Annotated in this window: 20 protein-coding genes; all 20 read left to right on the top strand. The window is 46.8% G+C overall.

Annotated elements, in window-relative coordinates:
* The first annotated feature begins 5 nt into the window (after window positions 1-5).
* The 20 genes from flhA (at window position 6) to HNR77_RS02155 (ending at window position 18733) form a co-directional block, all read left to right on the top strand.
* Window positions 6-2039: a flagellar biosynthesis protein FlhA gene (flhA, locus tag HNR77_RS02060; RefSeq protein ID WP_184180280.1), complete on the top strand. Its 2034-nt coding sequence runs from the start codon at window positions 6-8 to the stop codon at window positions 2037-2039.
* Entirely contained in the window at window positions 2036-3400 is a 1365-nt protein-coding gene (gene flhF, locus HNR77_RS02065; RefSeq protein ID WP_184180283.1) for a flagellar biosynthesis GTPase FlhF, read from the top strand. The genes flhA and flhF overlap by 4 nt, the downstream gene beginning before the upstream one ends.
* Window positions 3397-4284, top strand: coding sequence for a MinD/ParA family protein (locus HNR77_RS02070; protein ID WP_184180286.1), 888 nt, complete (start codon window positions 3397-3399; stop codon window positions 4282-4284). The genes flhF and HNR77_RS02070 overlap by 4 nt, the downstream gene beginning before the upstream one ends.
* 32 nt (window positions 4285-4316) lie before the next feature.
* Window positions 4317-5756 carry a chemotaxis protein CheB gene (locus tag HNR77_RS02075; RefSeq protein ID WP_184180288.1) on the top strand — a complete coding sequence of 480 codons (1440 nt, stop codon included), beginning with the start codon at window positions 4317-4319 and terminating at the stop codon, window positions 5754-5756.
* Window positions 5757-5788: 32 nt separating this feature from the next.
* Window positions 5789-7873, top strand: a complete 2085-nt coding sequence (locus tag HNR77_RS02080; RefSeq protein WP_184180290.1) for a chemotaxis protein CheA — start codon at window positions 5789-5791, stop codon at window positions 7871-7873.
* Window positions 7874-7915: 42 nt separating this feature from the next.
* Window positions 7916-8377 (top strand): chemotaxis protein CheW, encoded by a 462-nt coding sequence (locus HNR77_RS02085; protein ID WP_184180292.1) that lies wholly within the window; start codon window positions 7916-7918, stop codon window positions 8375-8377.
* Between the two features lie 37 nt (window positions 8378-8414).
* On the top strand, window positions 8415-9008 hold the full coding sequence (locus HNR77_RS02090) for a chemotaxis protein CheC (protein WP_184180471.1): 594 nt from the start codon (window positions 8415-8417) through the stop codon (window positions 9006-9008).
* Entirely contained in the window at window positions 9001-9498 is a 498-nt protein-coding gene (locus HNR77_RS02095) for a chemotaxis protein CheD (protein ID WP_145402773.1), read from the top strand. The genes HNR77_RS02090 and HNR77_RS02095 overlap by 8 nt, the downstream gene beginning before the upstream one ends.
* A gap of 3 nt (window positions 9499-9501) precedes the next feature.
* Complete coding sequence (locus HNR77_RS02100) at window positions 9502-9942, top strand: hypothetical protein (RefSeq protein WP_184180294.1); 441 nt, start codon at window positions 9502-9504, stop codon at window positions 9940-9942.
* 15 nt (window positions 9943-9957) lie between these two features.
* Complete coding sequence (locus HNR77_RS02105; protein WP_111270027.1) at window positions 9958-10746, top strand: FliA/WhiG family RNA polymerase sigma factor; 789 nt, start codon at window positions 9958-9960, stop codon at window positions 10744-10746.
* A 60-nt stretch (window positions 10747-10806) separates the two neighbouring features.
* Window positions 10807-12216 carry a flagellar assembly protein A gene (locus HNR77_RS02110; RefSeq protein WP_397365939.1) on the top strand — a complete coding sequence of 470 codons (1410 nt, stop codon included), beginning with the start codon at window positions 10807-10809 and terminating at the stop codon, window positions 12214-12216.
* Window positions 12217-12268: 52 nt separating this feature from the next.
* Window positions 12269-12583 (top strand): hypothetical protein, encoded by a 315-nt coding sequence (locus HNR77_RS02115; protein ID WP_184180296.1) that lies wholly within the window; start codon window positions 12269-12271, stop codon window positions 12581-12583.
* Between the two features lie 66 nt (window positions 12584-12649).
* Window positions 12650-13237, top strand: coding sequence for a DUF6115 domain-containing protein (locus HNR77_RS02120; protein ID WP_184180298.1), 588 nt, complete (start codon window positions 12650-12652; stop codon window positions 13235-13237).
* Between the two features lie 3 nt (window positions 13238-13240).
* Complete coding sequence (locus HNR77_RS02125) at window positions 13241-13867, top strand: endolytic transglycosylase MltG (protein WP_184180300.1); 627 nt, start codon at window positions 13241-13243, stop codon at window positions 13865-13867.
* A 216-nt stretch (window positions 13868-14083) separates the two neighbouring features.
* Window positions 14084-14782 (top strand): 30S ribosomal protein S2, encoded by a 699-nt coding sequence (gene rpsB / locus HNR77_RS02130; protein ID WP_024630243.1) that lies wholly within the window; start codon window positions 14084-14086, stop codon window positions 14780-14782.
* Between the two features lie 117 nt (window positions 14783-14899).
* Entirely contained in the window at window positions 14900-15550 is a 651-nt protein-coding gene (tsf, locus tag HNR77_RS02135; RefSeq protein WP_110893107.1) for a translation elongation factor Ts, read from the top strand.
* A 232-nt stretch (window positions 15551-15782) separates the two neighbouring features.
* Window positions 15783-16511 carry a UMP kinase gene (pyrH, locus tag HNR77_RS02140; protein WP_111270032.1) on the top strand — a complete coding sequence of 243 codons (729 nt, stop codon included), beginning with the start codon at window positions 15783-15785 and terminating at the stop codon, window positions 16509-16511.
* Entirely contained in the window at window positions 16511-17065 is a 555-nt protein-coding gene (gene frr, locus HNR77_RS02145) for a ribosome recycling factor (RefSeq protein WP_111270033.1), read from the top strand. The genes pyrH and frr overlap by 1 nt, the downstream gene beginning before the upstream one ends.
* An 89-nt stretch (window positions 17066-17154) precedes the next feature.
* Window positions 17155-17922, top strand: a complete 768-nt coding sequence (locus HNR77_RS02150; RefSeq protein WP_145402770.1) for an undecaprenyl pyrophosphate synthase — start codon at window positions 17155-17157, stop codon at window positions 17920-17922.
* A 16-nt stretch (window positions 17923-17938) separates the two neighbouring features.
* The gene (locus HNR77_RS02155; protein WP_184180302.1) at window positions 17939-18733 is read left to right on the top strand and encodes a phosphatidate cytidylyltransferase; all 795 of its coding nucleotides are present in this window, start codon (window positions 17939-17941) and stop codon (window positions 18731-18733) included.
* The last annotated feature ends 55 nt before the right edge of the window (window positions 18734-18788 follow it).

The following is an 18788-nucleotide window of genomic DNA, read 5'->3' on the forward strand; positions in this document are numbered from 1 at the left end:
ATTCATTGAAAACAAAAGATTTAGCTGTCCTTGCGGGTATTATCGGCATAGTGTTGATGATGATTCTTCCGATCCCGGCCTGGTTACTGGATATGCTGCTTGTTGTCAACATTTCCATTGCCTTGATGATACTGCTTGTTGCGATGAACAGCAAAGAAGCGTTGCAGTTTTCTATATTTCCGGCTTTACTGCTCATTACTACTTTATTCCGCCTAGCACTGAATATCTCGACTACCAAGCTGATATTGGGCAAGGGAGAAGCGGGAGCGGTTGTAGCAACCTTCGGAAGCTGGATTGCGGGTGGAGAAATTGCGATAGGGTTTATCGTATTTTTGATTCTGGTTGTGGTTCAGTTTATCGTTATCACCAAAGGGTCTGAGCGCGTTGCTGAAGTAGCAGCAAGATTTACCCTCGATGCCATGCCAGGGAAACAAATGAGTATCGATGCTGACTTGAATGCCGGACTGATCAATGAGCAGCAGGCTCGAGAGCGTCGATCCAAAATTGAACGCGAAGCCGACTTTTACGGAGCGATGGATGGTGCAAGTAAATTCGTCAAAGGGGATGCCATTGCAAGTATTATCATTCTCTTAATTAACCTGATTGGCGGCTTTGTTATCGGTATGACCGTACATGGTCTCGATTTTGCAACATCACTTTCTACGTATTCGGTACTGACAATCGGTGACGGATTGGTTAGCCAGATTCCTGCACTTCTTATTTCAACTGCGGCAGGGCTAATCGTTACCAGAGCTTCATCGGAAGGGAACTTGGCAGAAGATATTACCGGCCAGCTGTTTACATATCCGATATTGATCTATATTGTAGCTTTTGTTATCGCGATGCTTGGTTTCTTTACACCAATTCATGTAATTACAACGCTGCCGCTTGCCGGCATGCTCGCCTTTGCCGCCTGGAGGATGCAGAACAATCTGAATCTGAAACAGGAGGCGGAAGAGCAACTGGAGGAAGAGCAGCAGATTGAAGAGGTCAGAAGTCCTGAAAGTGTAATTAACTTGCTTCAGGTGGACCCTATTGAATTCGAGTTTGGATATGGGTTGATCCCGCTTGCTGATAATCAGCAGGGAGGGGACCTGCTTGATCGGATTATCATGATTCGGAGACAATGTGCGCTTGAGCTCGGGCTGGTCGTTCCTGTTATCCGGATTCGGGATAACATTCAGCTGAGGCCGAACGAATATGTAATCAAAATTAAGGGAAACGCGGTTGGCGGCGGCGAACTGCTTCTCAATCATTACTTGGCGATGAGTCCTGGTTACGATGAAGAATCTGTAACGGGAATCGAGACAACAGAGCCTGCGTTTGGACTGCCGGCATTATGGATTGATGAAGTAACCAAGGATCGGGCAGAGCTTGCTGGATATACGGTTGTTGATCCGCCGTCTGTAGTGGCGACACATCTGACAGAACTGATCAAGAAGCATGCACATGAGCTGCTTGGAAGACAAGAGACGAAGGCGCTTGTGGACAACCTCAGAGAGAATTATGCTGCGCTTGTGGATGAGTTGATTCCTTCTGTACTTTCAATTGGTGACGTGCAAAAGGTTCTTGCCAAGCTGCTTAGAGAAAAAATTTCCATACGTGATATGGTAACGATTTTTGAGACACTTGCAGACTACGGGACTTACACAAAGGACCCGGATGTGCTGACCGAGTATGTCAGACAGTCGTTGTCTCGCCAGATTACCCAGCAATATTCTCAAAAAGGCGAAACGCTTCGAGTCATTACCGTTGGACCTGGTCTTGAGAAGAAAATTGCTGAAAGTGTGCAGCAATCGGAACAAGGCAGCTATCTGGCGCTGGACCCGGTGTCCACTCAAAGTGTTTACCAAAAGCTGAGCGAGCAAGTGAATCGTTTAATTCAATCGGGCCAACAGCCCATCGTTTTAACTTCTCCAACGATTCGAATGTATCTGCGTCAGGTTATTGAACGTACGATGCAGGATATTCCGGTGCTTTCCTACAGCGAACTGGAGCCGAATGTTGAAATTCAAAGTATCGGGGTGGTGAACTTATGAGAGTAAAACAATACGTTGTTGAGACCATGCCCGAAGCTATGCTTCAGATTCGCAAAGACCTGGGGAGCGACGCCGTCATTCTGTCCACAAAAGAAATCAAGGTGGGCGGAGTGCTGGGGATGTTTCGCAAGAAACGGATCGAGGTTGTTGCAGCAGTAGATAACGAACAAAAGAAACAAGCAAAGAAAACTGCTGCATCACCGGTTCAAAATTCATTTACACCAGTGCCTCGTGCGTTGGTGCCTGAAGCTTATGCTCAAACTGCGCGTTCGTTTGTCACTGCTTCCGATGAGGAAGCAGCAACAAGCACGGTTGATCATATTCCACAGGAGAAGTCGGCAATGGTTCCAGTTGTGTCCAGATCCAATCATGAGGATGCAAAGATGGATAATGGCTCTATTTCTTTGAGCAGTGAGCATAAACCGCGACCGCAAGGGGCGGATTTTTCGGGTTCAACATCTACTAAGTCAGAGTCTGGTTCGGAACAACAGCAGGACAAGCTGCTCAGTGAGCTCCAGGATTTGAAGCAGATGATGACCAAACTTTCCAGGCAGGGGACAGTGGTTGAAACTTTTCCTGAGGCATTGTTGAGCTGGCGCCAGCATTTGACAGAACAGGAGATTTGGCCGGAAGTGTGGGAGTCCTGGCTTGAACCCATTCAGGAGAGGTTAACTGAGGGTGAGATGCAAGAGCAGGATATAGAGCTGGCATTGCAATCACAGGTCATCCGTTTTCTGAACGAGCGCATCCAGGAGGGCATCTTGCCAACGACACGTATTGTGTACGTAGCTGGCCCGACAGGGGTTGGTAAAACAACAACGATTGCCAAGCTTGCTGCGGAACAGATGTTTAAAAAACAACGCAAGGTCGGATTTATTACCTCCGACACATATCGAATCTCAGCAGTGGAGCAGCTCAGAACGTATGCGTCGATCTTGAATGTGCCGTTGGAAGTGGTGCAGTCTCCAGGCGATACACAGCGTGCCATTTCCCGTTTAGCTCACTGTGATCTGATCTTTATGGATACAGCGGGCAGAAATTATAGAAATGAGCTGCTTGTGTCCGAGCTGCAAAGTTTGCTCGCTCCAGTGGAGAACAGCGAAACTTTTCTGGTGATGAGCATGACCGCCAAAAGCGCAGATATGGTGCAAATTACAGAACACTTCAGCAAATACGGATTAGACAAATTGATTTTCACAAAAATGGATGAAACAGGAACATGCGGTCCGCTCTTCAACCTGCTTCATCGTTTTCCTCTCAAGCTTGCTTATGTGGCCAACGGTCAGAACGTCCCGGATGATCTGCTGAAGCCTGATGCAGAATGGCTGTGTAAGGCGCTGCTGGGAGAAGGGAAACAATGAAGGATCAGGCTGCGGCACTTCGAAGTTTGGTCTCTGCACCTCAGGGAGGCAGTGAAGGCAGGGGAAGCCCTCGTTCTTCCAAAATCATTACAGTGGCAAGCGGCAAGGGAGGGGTAGGCAAGTCCAACTTTACGTTGAACTTTGCACTTACACTTCACTCCCTGGGTAAGAAGGTGCTGGTTTTTGATGCAGATATTGGTATGGCTAATATCGATGTTTTGATGGGAACGACGTCTTCCTATAATCTGTATCATCTTTTATACCGACATAAAACTATAAGGGAAATCATACAACTTGGTGCAGACGGGCTTCCTTACATTGCAGGGGGGTCGGGAATGAAAGAGCTGTTCTCTTTGTCTGATCGTGATCTGGAGTTTTTCGCCAGTCAAGTGGAGGACATTGCACAGGAGATGGATTATGTCATTTTCGACACTGGGGCGGGTCTGTCCAAGGAGAATATGAGATTCATCGGTGCTGCCGATGAGTGCCTGATTGTAACTACACCTGAACCGACTTCAATAACTGATGCTTATGCCTTAGTCAAAGTAATGCACAGCCAGGAGCAATCAACTCCCTTCCGTATGATCGTAAATCGGGTCGAAGACGAAAGGGAGGCGGAGCGTGTGGCAGACAAAATAGCTGGAGTAGCAAGCAGGTTTTTGCAGACCGATATTCCACTCTTGGGATATATTTCGGAGGATGCACAGGTGGTTGCAGCGGTGAAGAAACAGATGCCCTATCGCCTGGCTTATCCAAACTGCAAAGCTTCCAAAGATATACAGAAGCTTGCCCTTCGTTATTTGGCTGTACCTGCGGCTCCGGAATCCGAAACCTTGTCAGGAATCAGGGGATTTATGAAAAAGTGGCTTAGACGAACAACATGATTTCTGAATAAAGGAAACAGAGGTGACACAATATGGCGGTCTATCAAGTATTGGTTGTCGATGATTCCGCTTTTATGCGCAAAATTGTGACGGATTTAATTGAAGCGGACTCAGAGTTTAAAGTTACGGCAACAGCGTCAAACGGGAAAGAGGCCATCCAAAAAACGTTAGAGCTTAAGCCTGATATTATCACGATGGATGTTGAAATGCCCGAGATGAACGGGCTGGATGCACTAAAAACAATTATGGACCAATCCTCCATTCCTGTAATTATGCTTTCTGGCATTAATGAACAAGGAATGAAAGAAACCATTATGGCTCTGGAAGCAGGTGCATTTGATTTTATCCGTAAACCATCTGTCGTGCATGATCAGGATATTGCTCAGGTTGGCAAAGCACTCGTTGAACGAATGCGAGCTGCCATGCAAGAAGTCAAGCGAAAAGCTGAACGTAAAGAAGCGATCCAAAAGATGGATGCTTCCCGCAACGCCGGAATGCCTCCAGCCCAGACGCTGAAGAAGGAGATACCGTCCAAAGACATCAGTGAACCGAGCAGTAAAACGGCTTTGCCTGATGTTCCGAAGGTTCAGCCTTCATTAGAGGGGCGTAAAGATGGGGCTCAGGCCAAAAAGCTAACCAGCGCGCCTTTATCTCCTTCCAAGCCTGATCGTGCGTTCAGTAAAAAAGAAAACTTGGTGAAGCCGGGTCAATCTGCTCGCAAGCAGACAGCAGACCAGCCGCCTGTCAGTCCGCTGCAAGCTCGCAAGGAGGCGAAGACGGTTAACACGTCACGTCTTACGTCAGATCAGCCGGTAGCAAGTAAGGCTTCCGTACCTGCGAAGGAGATAACGAAACCAAATACGGTTTATAAAGTCCCGGCAGGCATGGAGGGATCATTCAACAAGCTTGTAGCAATCGGATCTTCAACTGGCGGTCCAAGAGCGCTTAAAACCTTATTGGAGCAACTGCCTGCTGATCTGCCAGCACCAGTAATTATTGTGCAGCATATGCCGCCTAACTTTACGCGTTCGCTGGCTCAACGGTTGAATTCATTCAGTCCACTACATGTGGTGGAGGCTGAAGATGGTATGCAGCTGAAAAGAGGAACAGCATACATTGCCCCTGGTGGTTTTCATATGAGAGTTCACAAGGCAGCGGACGGCAGATTCATTCTGAAATTGAGTGAAGATCAACAGGTGAATGGGCACAGACCTTCGGTGGATACCATGTTTGAATCGCTTCTGCCGTTTACATCTTTACAGCGACATCTTGTTCTTCTGACAGGTATGGGAAGTGACGGAGCACGTATGATGAAAAAGTTATACGAAACGGGAGTAACTTCTACTTTTGCCGAAAATGAAGAAACTTGTGTTGTCTATGGTATGCCGCGTTCAGCTGTTGAGCTGCAATGCGTGCGTCATCTTCTGCCATTGCAGGAGATTGCGCCAAGACTTGTTCAAGCAGTGAAATAACGGAGTGTAACTTACGGAGGAGGTGCCTCACAATGGACATGAACCAATATTTATCCATGTTTATTGATGAGTCTAATGATCATCTGCAATCCCTTAACGAAAACATGCTACAACTTGAAGCAAATCCGGAGGATCTGGGCATAGTGCAGGTTATCTTCCGTTCTGCTCATACTCTCAAGGGTATGGCGGCAACTATGGGATTTGAAGACCTGGCTTCACTGACACATAAAATGGAAAATGTGCTCGATATGGTACGTAACGAGAAGCTGAAAATGCAAGATTATATTTTTGATACCATGTTCAAAGGCCTTGATGCCTTGGAAACTATGGTTCAGGATATTACGAGTGGCGGGGAAGGTAAAGCGGATGTTTCCTCCATCGTGGCTTCGCTCCAAGCTATCGAAAGCGGTGAATGGAAAGGCGGAAGTGCTCCTGCGGCCAAAGCGGACACAAAAACGGATGCCTCGCTCTCCAATGCGGTTGAACTGGACGAATACCAATATTCAGTGCTTGATCAGTCTATCGCAGAAGGACACCGTGTGTTCTATGTTGACGTGCTTGTGAGTGAGCACAGCCAGTTAAAAGGTGTTCGGGCGTACATGGTGTTTGATATGCTTGAGCGTTCGGGTGAAGTGGTTAAGGCATATCCTTCTGTTCAGGATATCGAGCAAGAAAAGTTTGAGCGCAGTTTCTCGTTGTATTACATAACGACTAAAGAGGCGCAAGAACTGGAAAAGGGCATCATGAGCATCTCCGAGATCGAGAGTGCCAAATTGATTCAGCTGGATCAAGAGACGCTGCAGCAAATGGCAAATCAGGTAACGAAACAGGTAGCCGCTACGGCCGAGGCCCCCGCTGCGCCAGTTTCTGTGGCTGTCTTGGAGGCCCCCGTTGCAAATTCTGCACCTCAAGAAGAAGTCAAAGCGGCTTCAGCAAAGGCCGCAGCGCCTAAACAGGCAGCTGCACCTTCACGTACCATTCGTGTTGACATTGAACGGCTGGATGTATTGATGAACTTGTTCAGCGAATTGCTGATTGACCGTTCCCGCCTTGAACAGCTGGCAAGTGAGACAGGGAACAATGATCTGTCTGACACCGTAGCACACTTGAGCCGAGTGAGCACAGACTTGCAAAATATCGTCCTGAAGCTGCGGATGGTACCGGTAGACACCGTATTCAACCGCTTCCCGCGGATGATTCGCGACCTGGCCAAAACGCTGGATAAAAAGATTGATCTCGTTATCACTGGTGCTGAAACGGAGCTAGATCGAACCGTTATCGATGAAATTGGCGACCCGCTGGTGCATTTGCTGCGTAATGCGGTTGACCATGGCGTAGAATCTATTTCGGAGCGTGTGGCTGCCGGCAAGCCGGAGATGGGTACCGTTAATTTGCGTGCCTTCCACAGCGGCAATCATGTATTTATCGAGATTGAAGATGATGGTAAAGGGATTTATCGTGACAAGCTCCTGCAAACTGCGATTAAACGCGGCGTTGTAACAGAGGAGCAGGGTGCGAAGATGAGTGATGATGAAGTCAATCAATTGTTATTCGCTCCTGGCTTTAGTACGGCTGATAAAATCTCTGATATCTCCGGCCGGGGTGTAGGTCTGGACGTTGTAAAATCCAAAATCACTTCACTTGGCGGTAATGTAACGATTACGTCCACGCCGGGCAAAGGCACCAACTTCTCCGTACAGCTTCCACTGACGTTGTCCATTATTGCGGCAATGCTTGTGAGACTGGGTTCAGAGAAGTATGCAGTACCACTGTCCTCCATTGTTGAAACAGCGATTGTGCAGCGTGAACAAGTTCGCAACATCCATGGCAATAAAATGATTACGTTCCGCGAGTCCCTGATTCCATATTTGTCATTAAGCGAAGTGTTCGGCGTGCCGGATTTCAACGATGCGAACGAGAAAGAAACCGAAATCGTCGTTATTCGCAAAGGAGATCGTCTGGCAGCTGTTGCTGTAGAAGAGTTCATCGGCCAAAGCGAGATCGTTCTCAAGTCTATGGGAACCTATCTCCCAGCTATTGAAGGAATCTCCGGTGCAACGATACTTGGAGATGGACAAGTAGCTCTGATTCTTGATCCTAACGCATTTATTAAATAAACAAAGCGTTTGCGTCTTACATTTAATAGGGAGGTTTTTAACATGGAAGAAGAGTTGAAAGTCATCGTCTTTAGATTAGGTTCCGAGGAATACGGTATTGAGGTAGACAAGGTTGAAACGATTGAGCGCATGATGCCGATTACCCGTGTTCCCAAAACCCTTTCTTTTGTAAAAGGAGTTATCAACCTGCGCGGAGTCGTGATTCCGGTCATCGATCTTCGCGGTCGTTTCGCCCTTCCTGAAACCGAGTATACCGATCAAACGCGGATTGTAATCGTAGGTGTAGATGATATGCAGGTTGGTTTTATTGTAGATTCCGCCAACGATGTTATCGATATCAAAAGCAGTTCTATCGACACTCCGCCAGAAGTGGTCGGGGGCGTTAAGGCCAGATATCTGCGTGGTGTTGCCAAACTCGAAGATGGCCGCTTGTTGATCATGCTTAACCTCAACGAAGTATTGAATAAAAGCGAGATTGTACAGCTGGAAAGTGTTGAGGGCTAGCACCGTGGATATATTCAACCGATTTGAGGGTTTCCAGATGGATGTGCTCAAAGAGGTCGGTAATATTGGAGCAGGCAACGCCGCTACGGCGTTGTCTCAGCTCCTTAACAGACCGATTGATATGGGTGTACCTACCGTTCAGATGCTCCCGTTTGAGGAGATTTCGGAAAAAGTGGGTGGCGACGAGCGCATTGTAGTTACCATATTTCTTCGCGTAGAGGGTGAAGCGCCTGGCAATCTTTTCTTTATGATGACGCCAGAGGCTGCCAAGATGCTGTTGAACCGTCTTGCGGGCTTTGAGTTAAAAGAAGGTTTGACTTTTACTGAGATGGAGCATTCAGCTCTGTCTGAGATCGGAAATATTCTGGCGGGATCATACTTGTCTTCCTTGGCTGATTTCACTAAGCTATCGATGTATCCAACGGTTCCCGGGCTGGCTATTGACATGGCTGGTGCAATTTTAAGTTATGGGCTGCTGCAATTTGGAGAAATGGGCGATGCTGCATTATTAATTGATACTTCTTTCTTTGAAGGTGAAGATCAGGTCGAAGGACAGTTTTTCCTGATTCCCGATCCGTCCTCATTTGCAAAGATTTTTGAATCGCTAGGGGTGCCATTGGACCATGATTGAGGACAAAAGCATCGTTAAAGTCGGTATGGCGGATTTGAATATCGCTCAGCTTCCTGGCGTAATCCGTACAACTGGCTTGGGGTCGTGCGTGGGACTGACGATGTATGACCCGCAATTAAAGCTGGCAGGGATGGCACATGTGATGTTGCCCAGCTCTGATATTGCCCGCGAAGGCAAACTGAATACCGCTAAATATGCAGATACAGCACTGCCTGAACTACTTGAGAAGATGTTGAAAATGGGCGCATCACAATCTCGGATTGTATCCAAGATGGCAGGGGGTTCACAGATGTTTGCATTTTCGGGTGCTGGCGATACGATGCGTATTGGACCACGTAATGCCGATTCATGCCGAGAAATGTTGGAACAACTCAAAATTCCTCTACTGGCGGAAGATACAGGAGGAAATTACGGTCGCACTATCGAAATGAATTGTGAGACGGGACTTTTAACTATTCGTAGCGTACAAATGGGTGTAAAGGAACTATAATAAATGATAGGAAACTACCGCATTAATCTTGGAGCAGGCATAGTCGGATTCGTTCTGACTTTTTTTGTAGCATTCAGCAGCAATGTGCTGACTACCAGTTTAATACGCGGATTGATTGGATTCGCAGCCTGGTATGTCCTTGCATATGGTCTGCGTTGGGGATTGGGAATACTGCTTAGCCCTCGTATAGAACATGGATCAACTTACGATTCAGCGAGTGCTCAAGATCTAAGAGGTTCACAGGTGGACATCAAACTCGAAGACGATGGACAAGAGCTGAATGATTTGCTCAAGAATGGACAGAGCGACTCCACTGGAGAGGGTCTACCGCCATCTGAGACGAAAGCTCCAACGGGATTTGCCCCTTTGGATCCGCCTAAACTCGTCCGGACCAAAGACCCGGAGGAATTGGCGCAGGCCGTTCGTCACCTGACAGAAAAATAAGGAGGGTGAAAGCAGTTGAACGAGCGTAAAGCTTCACATTTGAACCATTCTGATCTGTGGGAAAAGTGGAAAGAACACGGAGATCTTGAAGCAAAAAAGATGTTGATCGAAAAATATCTTCATATTGTTAATTATGTATCAGGCCGCTTGGCCGTTGGTTTACCCAAAAATGTTCCGAAAGATGATCTAGAGAGCAATGGGGTAATGGGTCTTATTGATGCGCTGGAGAAATTCGACTATGAACGAGGTCTGCAATTTGAGACTTATGCTTCATGGAGGGTACGCGGAGCTATCCTTGATGGATTGCGTCAGGGAGACTGGGTTCCCAGATCGGTACGAGAGAAAGCAAAACGGATTGAAGATGCTTATCAGCAGCTGGAGCAGACCTATCTGCGTTCTGTCAGCGATGAAGAAATGAGTCAGTATCTGGACGTGTCAACAAAGGATTTTCAACATATGCTCCAGGAGGTGGCCGTGATGTCACTCTGCTCGCTGGAAGATCCAATTCGTGAAGAAGAGTCTGAAACCCGTCTGTCATTAATGATCGATGAAAAGGCTAAAAATCCGGATTATAAAGTGAATGAGTTTTACCTGAAAGAAGCGCTGGTGCAGGGGCTAGAGAAGTTAACAGTTAAAGAACGAACGGTAGTTTCACTTCTGTATTATGAAGATCTTTCTCTGAGTGAAATCGCAGAGGTCATGTCTCTTTCGCCGTCTCGTATCTCCCAATTACATTCCAAAGCCATTTTGCGTCTGCGCGGCACATTGGATAAACAAAAAGATTTGCTGATGCGTAAAGACTAGAGAGCAGAAGTTAACCATACAAACAGGGAGTGGACAGGCTAATAAGGAGGAAGATCTGCGTTGACTCAAATGACTGTTATGGAAAAATGTCTGAACGTCGTTTTATCAGATGATAAATGCACGGCTTACCTTGAATTTTACAACGAAGAAGAGGGATTCTCCTGCACCATAGAAGAGCTTGAGCAATTTGTTGAGAGCAAGGGCATTAAATATGGTCTGGCTCGGGAAGCTTTGTTGCTCTTTGTGAGTAATCCATCTGCCTACCTCAAGGATAAATGCAAGATCGCCGAAGGCAATCCTCCCGTTCATGGAACGGATGGATACATACATGTTCTCATTGGCAAGGACGAGGATCAGGAGCAGCGTCCTCTGGAGGCGGAAGACGGAAGCGTTGATTACAAAGAGCTGATTCGATTAGACAATGTACGCACAGGCCAGATCATCGCAGAACGGATTGCCCCTGTTGACGGTGTGCCAGGCAAAGCAGTGACAGGTGAAGAAGTCCCTTTTCGTCCCGGTAAAGAAGCGAGATTCAAAGTTGGAAAAAATGTCGTAGTCAATCCTGAAGGTTCTGCAATGTATGCCGCATTGGACGGACTGGTTAGCAGAACAGAAGGCAATAAACTCAATGTTTTTCCCGTATATGAAGTCAATGGCGATGTGGATTACAAGCATGGAAATATTGATTTTGTAGGTAATGTTGTCATCCGCGGGAATGTACTTACCGGTTTTAAAGTTAAAGCGGCAGGTGATATTCGCGTTAACGGTGGTGTCGAAGGAGCGGAGCTGGAAGCAGGCGGCTCGATTGAAATTACTGGTGGAATTATCGGATACAACAAAGGTTTGGTGCATGCTGAACATCATGTGAAATGCTCTTTTATTCAGGAAGGCAACGTTGATGCAGGTGAGGATGTGCTTGTATCCCAGAGTATTATGCATTCCAATGTTCGTGCGGGTCACGCTGTGATCTGTGCCGGAACAAAAGGTCTTATTGTTGGTGGTTCAACACAGGCTGGAGAACTTGTATCTGCCCGTGTGGTGGGCAATACGATGTCTACAGTAACCTCTATTGAAGTTGGCGTGTTGCCGAAACTGCGAAACGAAATGAATGAATTGCGCAAGGGACTCCGGGAGCAGATGGATTCCTTGGACAAAACCAAGAAAGCGTTGACTTTGCTGGATCAACTGGCTGCAGCCGGACAACTGACTCCAAATAAGACAGCGATGAGAATCCAATTAATCGCAACCCAAAAATCAGCTCTCCGTCAGAGTGAAGAAATGAAAACACGTATCCTGGAAATTGAAAAGATACTTGAAGATACAAGCCGAGCTCGTGTGGATGTCCTGAAGATGATCTACGGAGGCTCTAAAATAGTTATCGGCAGATATACGAAATTTATTAAAGATCCGGTCAGTCGAATGTCATTTTATTATCAGGACGGGGATATCACGATGGTTCCGTGCACATAAAATGCAGCAGCAGGCTTGTGAGGAAATCCATTCGAAACCGTGAGGTGAGCGTATGAGTTTCAAAGCAGTGGAGCTTCAGATTGCCGTGCCGCGTACAAGCGAGGCGGGGCGTTATCAGAGTGAAGCCCAGCAGAGGCCCGTGACCGATCAGAATCTGCTTGCGGATCAGATGAACAAAGAAGCGAATGAGGCTAGGCAGCGCAGTGAGGCCATGGCTGAGACGGCGCATACTTCGGTACGTGATGGTCATGCAGGCGGCGGGAAGCACCACAGCGGATCAGGCGGGCATGATGGAACCGAGGATCAAGAGAATATCAAGCCTGCGGAGCATCCTTACAAGGGCAAACATATTGATTTGTCGATGTAGGAGTGCTTAAACAAGTAGCAGCATGATTTGCATCCTCGGCCGTCGTATCAAAAGGAGAGAAGCAATTTGGCACCATGGATCATTATTGTCATATTAGGAGCTTGCGCTATCGCTTACGCATTGATTATGCCACGCAAAGACAAGGCGCAGGAATCATCGCATCAACTGGTGCAGGAGATGGAGTCAACGCTTGAACATTATATGACGGAGATTGAGCAGGATAACGATGCTTTGATCCAGCGTGTAGCCGAACTTAAAGGCGAGGCGGCTGCAACAGACCAGCGTATGATGTCACAGCTTCAGGAATTGCAGCAGCGCCTGGATCAACTGGAACGGGAAAAAGCAAGAATGCCTGAGCCTGATCAAAGCCCTGCCATGATTGTTAATGCCAGACAGACTGCAGAAGGGCTTCAGGCGCAGGGACTTATGGACAGTGTGAAAGCTGAGGCGGATCAACAAGCAACAGCAACGTCAGACTTGCAAGTTGAGCAAGAGTCTCAAGAGCCACGGCGTGAATCTATTAAAGATCGTTACACAGAGCTATTCAGACTCCATGATGAAGGCAAGTCTATGGACGCTATCGCAAAACAAACAGGCATACAGCTGGGTGAGGTGCAGTTAATACTTCAGCTGGCAGAGCAGGAGGAGAGCTAAGCCATGGACAAGCGATCTTTATGGATCGGGATAGGTAGTGGCATGATGATTGGCGCCATTATGCTTCAACTTGCAACAGTAGGACAAAAGGCATTGTTGGACACGAATCTGGAACCAGCTCTGCCTGAGAATTGGACGAAAGAACAACTTGAGTCAGCAGCGAAGAGCATGGATATGAAGATGGTCAGTGCAAAGGACGAGCTGTATACGGAAGCAGAATGGGTGCAGAAGAAAAAGCAGGAAAGCAGCCAGATGCAGGGCAAAACAGCTTCAACCCCTGATCAGACAAGCTCTGCTGTACAACCTGCTCAGCCCGAACAGCCACAGCAACCAAAGTCAGACAATGTCAAGGCACAATCAGAGATCAAACAACCAAGTACGACCGAGCCTGAAGAACCGTCACAGCCTAAAGGGGCAAGCGTAACATTCAAGGTGAGATCAGGGAACAGTCTGGCTATGGTTGCCGAGAATCTGAAGCAAGCCGGTATTGTGAACGATGCAGCAGCTTTTATTAAAGCTGGTAGAGCAGAAGGAATTAACCGCAAGATTCAAGTCGGCACATATTCTCTCGAAAAAGGTGAGAGCTTTAAATCCATTATTGCCAAGATCACTAAAGAACCGTCAAGCTGAGCATGCTCGGACCAGGCGGTTCTTTTTGATTCCTTGTGCTTGAAAATTTAGTTTATATAATGTTGCAACAGGCTTTCACTTATGCTATATTAAATAACGGTGTTAAAACACACGCTGTGCTAATTTTGTTGAGGGTGCTTTCCTGATGGAGAGTCTTGGCGAAAAATGATGCTGGCGGAGGACACAATAAAAAACCATATTAGGAGGTGTGTGAAGATGGCAGTAATCTCCATGAAGCAGCTTCTTGAAGCTGGGGTACACTTCGGTCACCAGACTCGTCGTTGGAACCCAAAAATGGATCGTTATATCTTCACTGAAAGAAACGGAATTTACATCATCGATTTGCAAAAAACGGTGAAAAAAGTCGAAGAGGCTTACAACTTCGTTAAAGGAATCGCAGGCGAGAACGGTACTATCCTTTTCGTTGGTACTAAAAAGCAAGCACAAGATTCCGTTAAAGAAGAAGCTGAACGCGCTGGTCAATTCTACATTAACCAACGTTGGCTCGGCGGTACCCTGACTAACTTCTCTACTATTCAAAAACGTATTGATCGTTTGAAACAGTTGGAAGCTTGGGAAGAAGACGGTACTTTCGCTGTTCTGCCTAAAAAAGAAGTTATCTTGCTTCGCAAAGAAAAAGATCGTCTCGAGAAATTCTTGGGCGGTATTAAAAATATGAAAGGCCTGCCTAGCGCCCTGTTCATCATCGATCCACGCAAAGAGCGTATCGCTGTTGCGGAAGCTCGCAAATTGGGTATTCCAATCGTTGGTATCGTTGATACAAACTGCGATCCGGACGAGATCGATTATGTTATCCCGGGTAATGACGACGCGATCCGCGCTGTTAAATTGCTGACAGGTAAAATGGCTGACGCTGTTATCGAAGCTAACCAAGGCGAAGAAACTTCCGCTTAATAGTTTTCGAACATATCATTCATGAATTAAATGAAAAGGGTGGTTGGTAGGTGGATAACCTCTCACTGCCCTTTTTTTAGAGTGTACGTACTATACTTAATCTGGAGGGAATTTATAATGGCAGTTAATGCGAGTGCAGTAAAAGAACTTCGCGAAAAAACGGGCGCAGGTATGCTCGATTGCAAAAAAGCACTGGAAGAAGCAAACGGTGATATCACGAAAGCAGCTGAATTGTTGCGTGAGAAAGGTCTTTCCGCAGCAGCTAGCAAAGCAGGACGTGCAGCTACTGAGGGTGTTGTAGAATCCTATATCCACGCTGGTGGCCGTATCGGCGTTCTGGTTGAAGTTAACTGCGAAACAGACTTCGTTGGTAAAACAGACCAGTTCAAAGACTTCGTTAAAGATGTAGCAATGCAAATCGCAGCTGCTAACCCTAAATTCGTTACACGCGAAGAAGTTCCTACAGACGAGCTTGAGAAAGAAAAAGAAATTTTGAAAGCTCAAGCGCTGAACGAAGGTAAACCAGAAAAAATCGTTGAGAAAATGGTTGAAGGCCGTATCGGTAAATACTACGAAGAATACTGCCTGATGGAGCAATCTTTCGTTAAAGATCCAGACAAAACAATCGCTCAATTGCTGAATGAAAAAATCAGCCAAATCGGTGAAAACATCTCTATCCGTCGCTTTGTTCGTTACGAACTGGGTGAAGGTCTGGAGAAAAAAGTGGATAACTTCGTAGAAGAAGTTATGTCCCAAGTAAACAAATAAGACGGTTATCAAACCGACAAGCAGGAATGATTTTCGAAGATATAAGAATGATGAAACTTCGAAGCGCAAACTCCCTTATATCTCAGGAAAACAGTGACTGATCGGTTGAACGTTTTTCCTAAAAAGAACGGAACACTGTTGTGTTCCTTTCTTTTTAAGCAGGAGTCCATGCGCGAGAAGTTTTGTTGGTTGAACACTGGGAGGTGTTCAATTCAAAGTGGAGGGTGAACAATTGGAACAGCCAGTATTTAAACGTGTTGTCTTAAAGGTGAGCGGAGAGTCTCTTTCCGGTCAAAACGGCTATGGCATTGATGCAGCAACGATCTCATCCATTGCTCAGCAGGTAAAGGATGTAGTTGCACTTGGAGTACAGGTTGCGATCGTATGTGGCGGCGGAAACATCTGGCGCGGTATTGCTGGTAGTGAAAACGGCATTGATCGTGCGACTGCTGACTATATGGGGATGCTCGCGACGGTAATGAACTCTCTGGCGCTGCAAGACGCACTAGAGCAGATTGAAGTGCCTACGCGTGTACAGACATCAATTGCTATGCAGCAAATTGCAGAGCCTTACATTCGTCGTAAAGCCATTCGTCATCTGGAGAAAGGCCGTGTCGTTATTTTTGCAGCAGGTACAGGTAATCCGTTCTTCTCCACGGATACAACAGCAGCACTGCGCGCAGCGGAGATTGAAGCAGAAGTGATCTTGATGGCGAAAAATAAAGTGGATGGTGTCTATTCGGCAGATCCATTTAAAGATAGCACAGCTGAGAAATTCGAACAGTTGACTTACCTGGATGTACTTAACAAAAACCTTGGCGTAATGGACTCAACGGCGTCCTCACTTTGCATGGACAACAACATTCCGTTGATTGTATTCAACATTACAGAGCAAGGCAACATCAAACGCGTTGTTCTCGGTGAGCGCATCGGGACAATCGTTAAAGGGAGTGTAGATTAATGCCACAAGCAGTGAAACAACATGCCGAAGAGCGTATGGAAAAAGCAATTCAAGCGCTGCGCCGTGACCTGGCTACCTTGCGTGCAGGCCGTGCAACACCTGCTCTTCTGGATCGTGTACAAGTTGAGTATTATGGTGCTATGACACCTTTGAACCAGTTGGCTAACATTAGTACACCGGATTCCCGTACACTGATGATTCAGCCTTGGGACAAATCGGCAATGAACGATATTGAACGTGCAATCATGAAATCTGATCTGGGACTCACCCCGGCTAATGATGGCAGCATGATTCGTTTGTCTATTCCTCCGCTGACGGAAGAACGTAGAGCTGAGCTTGTCAAACTGACTAAAAAGTTTGGCGAAGAAGGTAAAGTTGCCATCCGTAACATTCGCCGTGATGCGAATGATGATATTAAGAAAATGGAAAAGTCCGAGATCTCTGAGGATGAATCCCGCAGACATCAGGATGACATCCAAAAGTCGACCGATAAATATATCGCTGAAGTCGATAAGGTACTTGCTGCCAAAGAAAAAGAAATCATGGAAGTGTAAGACAAGCGCAGCCCCTCCATTACGGTGGGGTTTTGTCTCTTTTTTCAAGCTTCAGACAAAGAAACTTCAGGGATTTTGGAGGAACAGGAATGATCAAACGGGTTCGGTCGTGGTGGAATGGGGCTGACAAGCAGGAAACGCTGACTATATCCGAGGATAATATCCCGCAGCACGTCGCCATCATCATGGACGGCAATGGACGATGGGCCAAACGTTTGGGGCTTCCGCGCATCGCCGGACACCAGAACGGCATGAAGGCAGTTAAACGTGCAACCATCGCGGCGGATGAACTGGGCATCAAATATCTGACGATGTACGCTTTTTCGACAGAAAACTGGACGCGTCCAAAAGAAGAAGTGGATTTTCTGATGAGACTTCCGCAAGAGTTTTTGGCTATTGAGCTGGATGAATTGATAGAAAAAAATGTACGCATTCGCATGATGGGACATGAAGAGCATTTGCCTTCGCATACCGTCAATGCTTTGCGCGAAGCCATTCGTCTTACGGAACATAATACTGGTCTTGTGTTGAATTTTGCGATGAACTATGGAAGCCGCCGAGAGATGACGGAATGTGTCAAAGATATCGCGCTTCAAGTACAGTCAGGTGAACTTGCGGTTGAAGATATCACACCTGAACTCATTGATAAACATATGCTGACCGCAGATATGCCCGATCCTGATTTATTGATTCGAACGAGCGGCGAACTGCGCCTGAGCAATTTCATGTTATGGCAGCTTGCATATAGTGAATTATGGTTTACGGATATATACTGGCCCGAATTTGGCAAACAGCATCTGCTTGAAGCAGTAGCCGAATATCAGCGCAGATCAAGGCGTTACGGCGGTTTGAAATAGATGGAGGATGAAGCCGTTGAAACAGCGAATAACGACAGGAATTATAGCAGGTGTGTTGTTTTTGGGGTTTTGCATGTTAGGGGGACCTTGGTATCACGGGTTGGTTCTGCTTATGGCTCTCATCGGTTATTACGAGTTTATTAAAATGACCGGGGTGAAGCCTTTTTCAGGTGTAGCCCTGATCGGATATGCGGGAATCATCTCCATCGTATTTCCTTGGGAAATGGTATGGGAGCTAAGGCCGTTATCCTTGTTTCAAGTGACATGGATTGTCATGCTGCTTCTAATGACAGTGTCCGTTGTCACCAAGAACAGACTTCCAATTCATACGATCGCGATGCTCTTTATAGGCGTGTTGTATATTGGAACCGGATTTTATTACATTGCAGAATCCAGACATTTGCATCATGGTTTGTTCTGGACATTTCTGCTGCTCGGCTCGATCTGGGCGAGCGACGCGGGAGCTTATTTTGTAGGAAAGTGGATTGGAAAAAACAAGCTTTGGCCTTCCATCAGTCCTAATAAAACCGTCGAAGGGGCTCTGGGTGGGATTGCTATCGCTGTGGTTACATCGGTGGTGTTCGCGCTTGTTTCTGACGGGCTGATTTCCTGGCCCAGAGCTATTGTGATCGGGATTGCCTGTGCAGTGGTCGGTCAGATGGGGGATTTGATCCAGTCTGCCTACAAACGTGTATACAACATCAAGGATTCAGGCAATCTTCTTCCTGGGCATGGCGGTATTTTAGATCGGTGCGACAGCTGGATTGTTGTGTTTCCATTTGTACATATACTGATGCTATTGCCTTATTAAGAGGAGATGGATTTACTTGGGAAGCAGCGGCCTGAGCAGTCAGGAATGACTGCCG

Source organism: Paenibacillus sp. JGP012 (assembly GCF_014203995.1).
GTDB lineage: Bacteria > Bacillota > Bacilli > Paenibacillales > Paenibacillaceae > Paenibacillus > Paenibacillus silvae.